This is a genomic window from Promineifilum sp. (SeqCode), assembly GCF_041918635.1.
GTDB lineage: Bacteria > Chloroflexota > Anaerolineae > Promineifilales > Promineifilaceae > Promineifilum.
Genome location: NZ_JAYRVJ010000669.1, coordinates 1 through 10,109 on the forward strand (window position 1 = coordinate 1; position 10,109 = coordinate 10,109).

10 protein-coding genes are annotated in these 10,109 nt (G+C 64.4%); 6 read left to right on the forward strand and 4 right to left on the reverse strand.

The features are described 5' to 3' along the window. The first annotated feature begins 230 nt into the window (after window positions 1-230). Both ACE3UY_RS19600 and ACE3UY_RS19605 read left to right on the forward strand, forming a co-directional pair. Window positions 231-950: a pentapeptide repeat-containing protein gene (locus ACE3UY_RS19600; protein ID WP_374689166.1), complete on the forward strand. Its 720-nt coding sequence runs from the start codon at window positions 231-233 to the stop codon at window positions 948-950. Window positions 951-1,004: 54 nt separating this feature from the next. Continuing rightward, complete coding sequence (locus ACE3UY_RS19605; protein ID WP_374689167.1) at window positions 1,005-2,783, forward strand: aconitase X; 1,779 nt, start codon at window positions 1,005-1,007, stop codon at window positions 2,781-2,783. A gap of 113 nt (window positions 2,784-2,896) precedes the next feature. Here ACE3UY_RS19605 and ACE3UY_RS19610 read toward each other — a convergent pair whose 3' ends face one another. Further along, window positions 2,897-4,132, reverse strand: a complete 1,236-nt coding sequence (locus ACE3UY_RS19610; RefSeq protein WP_374689168.1) for a hypothetical protein — start codon at window positions 4,130-4,132, stop codon at window positions 2,897-2,899. A gap of 101 nt (window positions 4,133-4,233) precedes the next feature. Between ACE3UY_RS19610 and ACE3UY_RS19615 the strand changes: the two genes are divergently transcribed. After that, window positions 4,234-4,554: a hypothetical protein gene (locus tag ACE3UY_RS19615; RefSeq protein ID WP_374689169.1), complete on the forward strand. Its 321-nt coding sequence runs from the start codon at window positions 4,234-4,236 to the stop codon at window positions 4,552-4,554. After that, a complete protein-coding gene (locus tag ACE3UY_RS19620; RefSeq protein WP_374689170.1) occupies window positions 4,539-4,826 on the forward strand; it encodes a DUF5647 family protein in 288 nt (95 codons plus the stop codon). The genes ACE3UY_RS19615 and ACE3UY_RS19620 overlap by 16 nt, the downstream gene beginning before the upstream one ends. Before the next feature lie 102 nt (window positions 4,827-4,928). Here ACE3UY_RS19620 and ACE3UY_RS19625 read toward each other — a convergent pair whose 3' ends face one another. Beyond that, window positions 4,929-5,363, reverse strand: coding sequence for a Zn-ribbon domain-containing OB-fold protein (locus ACE3UY_RS19625; protein ID WP_374689171.1), 435 nt, complete (start codon window positions 5,361-5,363; stop codon window positions 4,929-4,931). Window positions 5,364-5,425: 62 nt separating this feature from the next. Next, the gene (locus ACE3UY_RS19630; protein ID WP_374689172.1) at window positions 5,426-6,685 is read right to left on the reverse strand and encodes a beta-ketoacyl synthase N-terminal-like domain-containing protein; all 1,260 of its coding nucleotides are present in this window, start codon (window positions 6,683-6,685) and stop codon (window positions 5,426-5,428) included. Between the two features lie 230 nt (window positions 6,686-6,915). On the opposite strand from ACE3UY_RS19630, the gene ACE3UY_RS19635 reads away from it, so the two are divergent. Together ACE3UY_RS19635 and ACE3UY_RS19640 are read left to right on the forward strand one after the other, a co-directional pair. Beyond that, entirely contained in the window at window positions 6,916-7,713 is a 798-nt protein-coding gene (locus ACE3UY_RS19635) for an alpha/beta hydrolase (RefSeq protein ID WP_374689173.1), read from the forward strand. A 190-nt stretch (window positions 7,714-7,903) separates the two neighbouring features. Beyond that, entirely contained in the window at window positions 7,904-9,346 is a 1,443-nt protein-coding gene (locus ACE3UY_RS19640; protein ID WP_374689174.1) for a hypothetical protein, read from the forward strand. Here the strand turns inward: ACE3UY_RS19640 and ACE3UY_RS19645 are convergent. Beyond that, window positions 9,338-10,109 (reverse strand): uracil-DNA glycosylase family protein (locus ACE3UY_RS19645; protein WP_374689175.1); only part of this gene is annotated, 772 nt, incomplete at its 5' end. The genes ACE3UY_RS19640 and ACE3UY_RS19645 overlap by 9 nt on opposite strands.

Below are 10,109 nucleotides of genomic sequence, written 5' to 3' on the forward strand. Positions count from 1 at the left end.
ACAACCGGCCGCCGGCGATACCCAACTCAGCACCCCCTCCAATATCACCTCTTGATCTCTAGTCCCTAATCCCTAGTCCCTAGTCCCTATCCCCTAGCCCCTACTAATGACTTTCAGTGAGAAATCGGCTATCCTAGAGAGTGGCTCCACCGTCCGCCATGGGCGACAAGCTGGGGCTGATGGGGCCGCCTCCAGCCGGCTGAGCCGGAGCGGCCACGGGGAGAGGAGGTGTGGCGAACCGAGAAGGGACGGGGGATCGGTTGTCGCGCCCGGAGGTGCTAGATCTTCTGGGCGAGGGCAAAGATCTATCCGATGCGAATCTGGCGGGCATTTCACTGGTCGGCCTCGATCTGACCGGCGCGTCCTTGCGCGGAGTCTATCTGGCCGACGCCGACCTCAGCTGCGCCAATTTGGGCCGCGCCGTGCTGAGCGACGCCACCCTGTCGCGGGCCTGTCTCGTTTCGACCAATCTGACCGACGCCGATCTGCGCCGGGCGCGTCTCGACCAGGCGATTCTGCGCGAAGCGGACATGCGCCGGGTCAGCCTGCTGTGGGTAGATATGCGCTCGGCCGACGCGCGCCTGGCTAATCTGACCGAGGCCGACCTGCGCGGTTCGCGCCTCAGCGACGCCGACTTTCGCCTGGCCGTCCTCAGCGGCGCGGATCTGAGCGAGGCGCTGTTGTGGGGAACGAAGCTGGAGAAGGCCATTCTGCAAGACGCCAAACTCGTCGGCGCGGACATGAGCCGGGCCCGCTGCGCCGGGGCGGTGCTGTGGCGCGCCGATTTGCGCGAGGCCAACGTTCTCGATGTCGATTTCAGCGATGTCGATTTGCGCCAGACGCAGATCACGGCCGAGCAGTTGGCCAAAGCCGGTTCGCTGGCGCGGGCGCAGTTGACCCCCGAACAGATCAGGCGACACTTTCTGAGCAAGTGGGGGCGGAAGAGCTAAAGAATCCGCAGATTTCACAGATTATCAGACGAACTCTGCAAAAACCTAAGTCTCATGAGTAACGATCGGTTAGAGTTGAGCGCGCGCGACGAGGCGATGCTGGCGGGCCAGATGGGCGCGGCGGCGCAGATGGCGATGCGCATCCTGACGACAATGGCCGGCGTCTATGGGGCGACGCGCCTGCTCGACATCGAGTCGGCCCACATTGACGGCTGCCTCTACCACGGCTACTCCGGCCTGGAGTTCGCCGAACGGCTGGCCGCCGGAGGGGCGCGGGTGGTCGTGCCGACGACGCTCAACGTTGGGGCGATGGACCTGTTGCACCCGGAGGTCTTTCAAGGGACGGAGCAAGTGGGTCAGTGGGCGACACGTATGATGCGCGCCTACGAGGCGATGGGCTGCCGGCCGACGTTCACCTGCGCGCCTTACCAGGCCATGCACCGCCCCCCACTCGGCGCGCAGATCGCCTGGGCGGAGAGCAACGCCATCGTCTTCGCCAACTCCGTGCTGGGCGCTCGCACCAACCGCTACGGCGACTTCATCGACATCTGCTGTGCCCTGACGGGGCGCGCGCCCGACGTGGGGTTGCATCGGGCGGAGAACCGACGCGGCCAACTGCTCTTTCAGCTGGTCGGCGTCCCGGTGCGGCTACTGCGCGAGGACGTACTCTTCCCCGTGCTGGGCTACTGGCTGGGGGCGCAAACAGGGACGAAAATCCCGGTCATCGCGGGCCTGCCGCGGGAGACGACCGAAGACCAGCTCAAGGCCCTGGGCGCGGCGGCGGCCTCGTCGGGTGGGGTGGCGCTGTTCCATGCCGTCGGCGTGACGCCCGAAGCGCCGACGCTCGAAGCCGCTTTCCAGGGCTACGCCCCAGAATCCATTATCGATGTCACGCTCGACGATCTGAGGGGGACGCTGGGAGTCCTCTCGACCGCGCCCGACGGCCCCATCCACGTCGTCGCGCTGGGCAGCCCGCACTTCTCGCTGGACGAGTTCGCCCGGCTGCTGCCGCTGGTGGAAGCGCACCCGCCGCGGCCGGCCGTGGAGTTCATCGTCTGCACCCACCGGCTGGCGCTGGCGGCGTTGCAGGCGCGCGGCTGGCTGGCGCGGCTGCGGGCGGTTGGGGTGCAGGTGATCGTCGATACGTGCGTGGTGGTCACGCCCATCGTGCGGGCGCGGGGCGGCGTGCTGATGACCAACTCCGGCAAGTTCGCCCACTACTCGCCCGGCAACATCGGCTTGCAGGTGGTCTATGGTAGCCTGGAGGAATGCGTGAGGTCGGGGGCGTTGGGGACAGTTTGGAGAGATGAGTCCCTTTGGGCGGGGGAGCGGGGGAGCCGGGGTGCAGGGGAGCAAAGCGTTTCTCAGCACACGGTTCTTTCTCCCCTGCACCCCAGCCCCCCGACTCCTATCGGGCCCCTGCCTCCCCCGCATTCTGCCAACAACCGCGTTCTCGTAAGTGGAGCGGCAACCGGCCCGGCCCTGGTGCTGGACGAGCCGCTGAGCTTGTGGGGCGGGTTGGACCCGACGACCGGGAACATCATCGACCAGCGCCACCCGCAGTGGGGGGCCAACGTGGCGGGTCGGGTGCTGGTGATGCCGGTGGGCAAGGGCAGCAGCAGCGCCAGCAGCATCCTGCTGGAAGCAGCGCGGTTGGGCACAGCCCCGGCGGCCATCGTCCTGGCCGAGCCGGATGCGATCCTGGCCTTGGGCGCAGCCGTGGCGCGGGAGATGTATGGGGTGACGCTACCCGTTATTGCGGTTGAGAGGAATAAGTATGAGCAAATTAGAAACGGGAGTGCCGTCAGTATGACAGACATAATTCGCTGGTAGCTCTCTAGGGCAATAAGGTGTCAACCAGGAATTTAGCGGTCATAAAGGTCTTCACGCTTCCAGGTGCGTCCGCCAACAACGGGACCCCGGCCAACCCACTCCTTGATAAAGCGTTATTCTTCCCAAGCCGATAAACCGCGGTTTATCCCCCCTGTAGAGCCAGCGTCACGTAGCCAAATAGTTACATGCTCCGGCTGCATCGTCTCCTGAATCACCCGCAGCAGTTCAGCCGTCAGCGCGTCGAGGTCTGTCTCGTCGCGGGCGGCAGCGGCGAAGCGTTCCAGCGTCTTCTCGGCGTCATAGCGCATGCGGTTGTAACGCCGGTCGATGGCGTCCTGCACGCGACGGCGAACGGGCAGAAAGAGCGCGGCGATGAGCAGTGTGGAGAGGACGACGGCGACGGTTGACTCGTCGTCGATGAGCTGGCCGAAGAGGCTCTGGAAGGCCACCACGCTACCGAAGTAGACGAGGGCCAGCAGACCGGTGATGACGGCATAGCTGGTCGTGCGGCGGATGATAACGTCGATATCGAAGAGGCGATAGCGGAGGATGGCGATGGCGATAGCCAGGGGGATGCCCAATGAGACCCCATTGACCAGCACGCCGCCACCGGGGACGCCCAACAACTCGGCCGGAAAGGCTACCAGGATGAAGATCGCGCCGGCGAACACCAGCCACTTCATCTGGGCGCGCTCCACGCCGCGAGCGCGGTGGAAGCGCAGACCCAACGCCGTGAGGGCGATGACCAGGGACGCGAACAGGGCGATCAACAAGAAGGCACTCGAAGACTCGTGAAACGCCGGCAGAAAACCGACGGGGTTGGGAATCTTGACGCCGCCCTCTACCCCGGCGTCCAGCGTTTCGCCGAACCCCAGCCAGACGGCCAGCGCCGCATAGGCCAGGACGATGAGGCCGAGCACCCACCGCCAGCGCGGCGATAGTAGTCGGCCGGTCGGATAGAACAGAAGCAGCAGAAGCAATCCCCCATAGGGCAGCAGCCACATCCACTGGATGAGCCACAGCGCCAACATGCCGCCCGGCAGCGTCACATCAGGCGGCAGTCCGGCCCGGTTGGCGTATCGCTCGGCGAAGGCGGCCACGGTGAGCGACAGGCCGGCGCCCAGCGTGATCCAGCTGACACCATTATCGGCCTTTCTGAGCGCCAGGAACGCCCCAACGAGAGCCATCACTACGCCGGCGAGGATATAGGTGGCGCTGCTGATCCGGTCAGGGAGCGGTTGAGAAGCGATAGCTTGTTCGCCCAGCAACAAGGCCAACGCGGCCAACCCCAACAGCGGCCCCAATACAGCGCCAACCCACGCCAGCAACACCCGCCATCGCGCATTCATAGGAGCAGTATAGCAGGGGATCGTCTCCTGATCGTTACGAAATAAAATACCTTAGCGGCTACCAACTTTGGCCAAGCAGCATACCGTGATAACATGGTTACATGATGGAGCAGCGCGAGTTCTTCATAGCACTCCCGGATGAAGCGGCGTTGCGGGTGCAGTATACTAAGAGTCGCGGTCGAATTCTACGTTTTGTGGTTCAGTTGGAAGCGTATCTGGACGAACAATGGGCGCCGATCGCGCGCTATGACAATGCTCACCGATTCGTCCATCGTGATGACTTACGACCCGATGGTTCGCAAATCAAGACGCCGCCTATGGCTTTTGCCTCGAACGAAGACGCTTTTAACTTCGCGCTCCGTGAGTTGCGCGTCAACTATAGTTTTTACATAGAACGGTATAGGCAATGGAAGCGAAAATAAGTCCAAACGAGGTTGCTGACAAGGTGTTGGAACTCAGCGAGCAGTTCAATCAATACGTGTTTGAGCACCCCGAAATCCTAGACAACTTGCCTGACAGAGCAGTTCTCGTTTTCTTGGATGCAGAGGATGAGGATTTCAATGAGGCGAATAGAGCTATAGCAGCTACTGCACCGTTGCCAACAGAAAGCGAAAGAGTGTACATCCAAATGCGGCGGCGTGTCCGCATGGTTGAGCAAGTAGAGTGGCAAGCCGAGATTGTTCCCGGTGGGTAGCACGGAAGAATTCGCTTCGCTAATTGCCAACCACATCTGTAGAAGCAGAGGCAGCGCCATTGGCGCGCTGCCCTTTCAACGCAAGCGCTTTGCCAAATCGCTTTACTCTACCGGCTCAAACGCCAGATACGCCCGCTGCTTCTCCCCCTCGCCGCGCTCGATAAACGTTGCCCGCAAGGGTTGGCCGATCCAGGCCAGATCGGGTTGCTTGGCGTCCACGCCCAGGATTTGGGCGCTGATGCGCGGCCCTTCCTCCAGAGCGACGATCCCGGCCACGTAGGGTTTCGTCCGGTCGTAGCCGGCCGCGACCATCGCCGATGGGCCAATGTAGACCGATGTGAAGGCCACCAGCGTCCCCCGCCCCGACAGCTCGACCCACTCCATCTCCTCGCCCTGCGTGCCGGGGTCGATCGGCCGCGGCGGCGTGAAGACCTCACCCGTCGCCCGATTGCGCGACCCCATCAGCTTGCCCTCATTCAAATACGCCTGAAAAGACGCCGCCGTGAACGGCCGCTCCACTGCTGTCTTATTCTCCATCGTGGCTCACCTCTTACTGACAACAGACGACAGACCACTGCTTACCGCTTACTGCTTACCGATCACCGCCGCTCATAAATATGAACCACACACGTCTGCCCCGTGCCGCCAACGTTGTGGGTCAGTGCCAGGTCGACGTCGCGGTCTACCTGCCGGTCGCCGGCCGCGCCGCGCATCTGCTTCCACACCTCGACCACCTGGGCCGCGCCCGACGCGCCTACTGGGTGTCCCTTCGACTTCAGCCCACCCGAGGTGTTGACCGGCTTGGGGCCGTGGCGGGCAGTCAGCCCCTCCTCGGCCGCCTCGTGCCCCGTGCCCGGCGCGAAGAAGCCCAGGTCTTCGGTGGCGACGATCTCGGCGATGGTGAAGCAGTCGTGGACTTCGGCGATCTTCACGTCGGCCGGCGTCACCCCGGCCATGTCATACGCCTCCTGGGCGGCCACACGGGCGGCGCGCAGGGTGGTCATCTCGGCCCGGTCATGCAGCGCGACGGCGTCGCTGGCCTGGCCCGTGCCGATAACGTAGAGCGGATCGTCGCTGAAACGTTTGGCCAACTCTTCGCCGACGAGCAGAACAGCCGAAGCGCCATCGGTGACGGGCGAGCAGTCAAACAGCCGCAGCGGCCAGGCGATGTAGGGGTTAGCGCCGTCGTCGTGCAGGAAATCCATATCGGTCTGCCAGCCGGGCACGGGCAGCCCCTTCTGCTGGGCCTTGGCGATCCGTCCGGCCATCAGGTCGGCGATGCGGGCCTGGAATTGAGCCTTGGGGTTGAGCGCGCCGTTGTCATGGTTCTTGATGCCCACGCGCAGCAGGGCGTCGGCCGACGCGCCGTAGCGGTGCATGTAGGCCGTGGCGATGGCGGCGTAAAAGCCGGGGAAGGTGAAGCCAGCCGGTATCTCGAACAGCACGTCGCCGGCCGTCGCCAGCGTGTCGGTGACGCCGGCGATGGGCAGGTTACTCATCTTCTCGATGCCGCCAACGAGTACCACGTCGGCCGCGCCAGAGGCGATAGCCAGGATGCCCTGACGCAGGGCGACGCCGCTGCTGGCGCAGGCGTCCTCGACGCGCGTCGCGGCGCGCGGGGCTAACCCCACCCAGTCGGCCATGATCGGCGCGGTGTGGCCCTGCCCTTCGAACAGGTCGCTGCTGTAATTGCCGATGTAGACGGCCTCAATGTCGGCCGGGTCAACTCCCTTATCGACCGAGGCGCGCATGTCTTGATAGGCCTCGACGAATAGATCGCGACTGGTCTTGTCTGGATATGATCCGAACTTACTCATGCCCGTCCCGACGACGGCGACTCCACGGTTCAGCTTTCTCATGGTTTCTCCTCAGATAGCCCCCACTACCCGGCGGAACTAAAGGGTAAGATGGAGCGTCTGATTGATCAGGTAAGTGGGCGGCCCCGGCGACGGCGCGCGCCTGGGCATGGCCGCGCATGGTGTACCTCTATCATAGCAGAACTCGGCCGGCAGTGTAATCTGTTGATAGCCTTCGGTCGGATACAATCGGGGACTGCTTATGGAACTCTTGCTTGTTTGAGAAGAGATAGATGATCAGACACGAAGCTTTTCCCTCTCGGCTGGTAATGCCCCGCCACGTTGACGTCTGGCTGCCGCCCGACTACAACGCAGAGCCGGCGCGGCGCTATCCGGTTCTTTACCTGCATGATGGACAGAACTGTTTTGATCCCAAAGATTGCGCCTTCGGTGTGGCCTGGGAAGTACAACATGCTTTGCTGCGGCTGGTCATGGCCGGCGAGGCGCGGCCGGCCATCCTCGTCGGTGTGTGGAACGTCGAGCCCCTGCGCCTGATGGACTATCGTCCGGCGCGGCCGTTTCACTACCTGTCGGAGCGCGCCCGGACGCTGGTCACGGCTGGTATGGGTGGAATGCCACAGTCCGATGCCTATCTGGCTTACCTGGTGCGCGAGCTCAAGCCGTTCATCGACTTGACCTACCGCACGCGGCCCGGGCGCGACGACACGTTCATCATGGGCTCGAGCATGGGCGGGCTGATCTCGCTCTACGCCCTGTGCGAATACCCGGAGGTGTTCGGCAGCGCGGCCTGCGTGTCTACCCACTGGCCGGCGGTGGAGGGTGTGATCGCGCCCTACCTGCGCGACACATTGCCGCCGCCGGGCACGCACCGGCTCTACTTCGACCACGGCACGGAGACGCTCGACGCGCTCTATGCGCCCATACAGGCGGAGGTCGATGGCGCGATGGCCGCGGCGGGCTACACGCGCGGCCGGGACTGGTTGACCCTGCCCTTCCCTGGCGCGCGCCATTTTGAGAAGGATTGGCAGGAGCGCGTGCACATACCGCTGCGCTTCTTGCTGGCTGCGTAGCGCGGTCTATTGGGAGATTCACCAAATAAGTAGGGGCAGACCGGCGTGTCTGCCCCACAGCGCACACGCCGTGCGCTCCACTGTTTAGGCCGCGGAACGCCGGCGAGCCCATGAGCCAGGTATGAGTGGGGGTTTGCGGCCTCCTATTCGGCGAGTAAGATGACTCAGCGGTCAAAGACCGCGGAGAGTGATGATGCAACCTAGTAACATGTACCGGATGTCGGCGCGACTTGGTGTGGCGCTATTGGCGATCCTTCTGTTGGCCGCCTGCGGGGGCGCTCCGGCGCCCGGCGGCGCAGCGGCGACCCCCACCTTCCCCGAGCCGCCGACAACGGCCGTGACCGAGACAACCGCGGCCTATCCGCCCGCGGCCGAAGCAACTGAAGCGCAGACGCCGGAAGGCTACCCCGCGCCCGGCGAGCAGCCGGCGGCTAGTACGACGCCGGCCGCGACGGACGCGACGAGCGCTGCCGGCGGGACGGGCGCGGTCTACATGCCCTATATTGGCGGGCCGGCCGATCCCGCCGCGATCGCGCAAGCACCGCCCACCGAGACGGCATTGCCCCTGCCCACGCCGGAGCCGACCGCCACGACCACTATCCCGCCCTCGCCCACAGCTCCGCCCGCGGAGGCGCTCGGCCCCGCACCCTCGCCGACCCCAATCAACGTGGTGGATTTCGCCGCCGCCGGCGCCGAACTCGCCGCTCAGGGACAAGAGTTGGCCTACAACAAGATCGGCTTCCACGTCACCTTCCTGGAAGAGGCCGACCAACTTGACGGCTATATGCAGCGCCTTGACGCCGAGGGCGTCCCCTTCTTTCTGAAGAGCGTTGATAACGCTGAGCCGCTCTACAAGGCGCAAGAGCTGATGAAGACCAGCGGTGTGCCCCACACGTTGGTCTATCGCTCGACCGAGTACGACGTGCCCGACTACAACCTCGACCCGGTGCTGGCGGCTGAGGCGTATTGGGAACTGGAGAAGGCGATCTGGCCGCCGGAACTGGACCCGAGCCTGGTCTGGCTCGAGACCATGAACGAACTGGACAAGACCCGCTCCGAGTGGCTGGCGCAGTTCTCGTTACGCACGGCGCAACTGGCGCTGCGCGACGGCTATAAGTGGGCCGCCTTCGGCTGGGCCTCGGGCGAGCCGGAGCCGAGCGATTGGGAGTCGCCGGCGATGCTGGAGTTGCTGCGGCTGATCGGCGAGCACCCCGACCAGTTAGCCATCGCCCTGCACGAGTATAGTTATCTGGCCGAGGACATCGGCGACGATTACCCCCACAAGGTGGGTCGCTTCCTCGACCTGTTCCGCGTGGCCGATGCGCACGGCATACCCCGGCCGACGGTGCTCATCACCGAGTGGGGCTGGACCTATGACCACATCCCGTCGGAACCGTTGGCGATGGAGCATATCAGCTGGGCGGCGCGACTTTATGGCGCGTACCCCCAGGTGAAAGGGGCAGCCATCTGGAACCTGGGTAAGCTGGGCGAGGAGCACGAAGGACTGAACGCGCAGTTGATCGCGCTGATCGACAACATGCTGGCTCTCAGCCTGGACAGCTACTTCAGCGCGCCGGCCCTGCCGGAGCAAGCGCCGCTGGAGGCGGGGCTATTTCCGCCGCCGTCAGAATAAATCGTTACAGCGGATGTGGCGCAGGAGAGCCATGGCCCGGCTGATGAGCGCCTGATTCTCCGGCCGGTTGGGCCACAAACTGGCCCCGGAAGGGTGCGGGAGGGGAACGACGAAACGCCCCTGCGGTGGATCATCGCAAGGACGCGAAGACGCAAAGAAAGAACCGAATGTCCCCTTTGCGTCTTCGCGTCCTTGCGTTAAATGACTTTGCAGATCCTCAAGCGTCGTGATGGTCTCTGCTTGAGAAAGGTCGAAGTTAAGCGGGTCGGCCGCCAGCGCCTCCGGCGGGAAGTAGGCCGCCGTGCCGACGATCTCGTCCAGCCGCGCGCCGGTCGGGTAGAGCAGCTTGATCGCCAACCCGCCGACCAGGATCATCAGCCGCGGGTTGATGAGCCGAATCTCTCGTTCCAGGAAAGGGCGGCAAAGCGCCTGCTCGGCCCGGCTGGGCACGCGGTCGCCCTTGCCGCCAACGTTGGGGCCGGGATAGCACTTGTTGACGGCGGTCATGTAGACCCGCTCGCGGAACTCCTCTTCGTCCCAACCCGCCTCGGCCAGCCACTTGAACAGACGCCGGCCACTGCCGGCATTGAACGGCCGCCCGGCGACCGGCTCGGTGATGCCCGGCGCCTGGCCGATGAGCATGGCCCGCGCCTCCGGCCCGCCGCGAAAGATGGGCGTCGGCGTGATCGGGTAGCCCGCCTCCAGACATAGCCGGCAGGCGCGCATCTCGGCGTGGAGCGTCTGAAGCGCTATGATCTTTTCG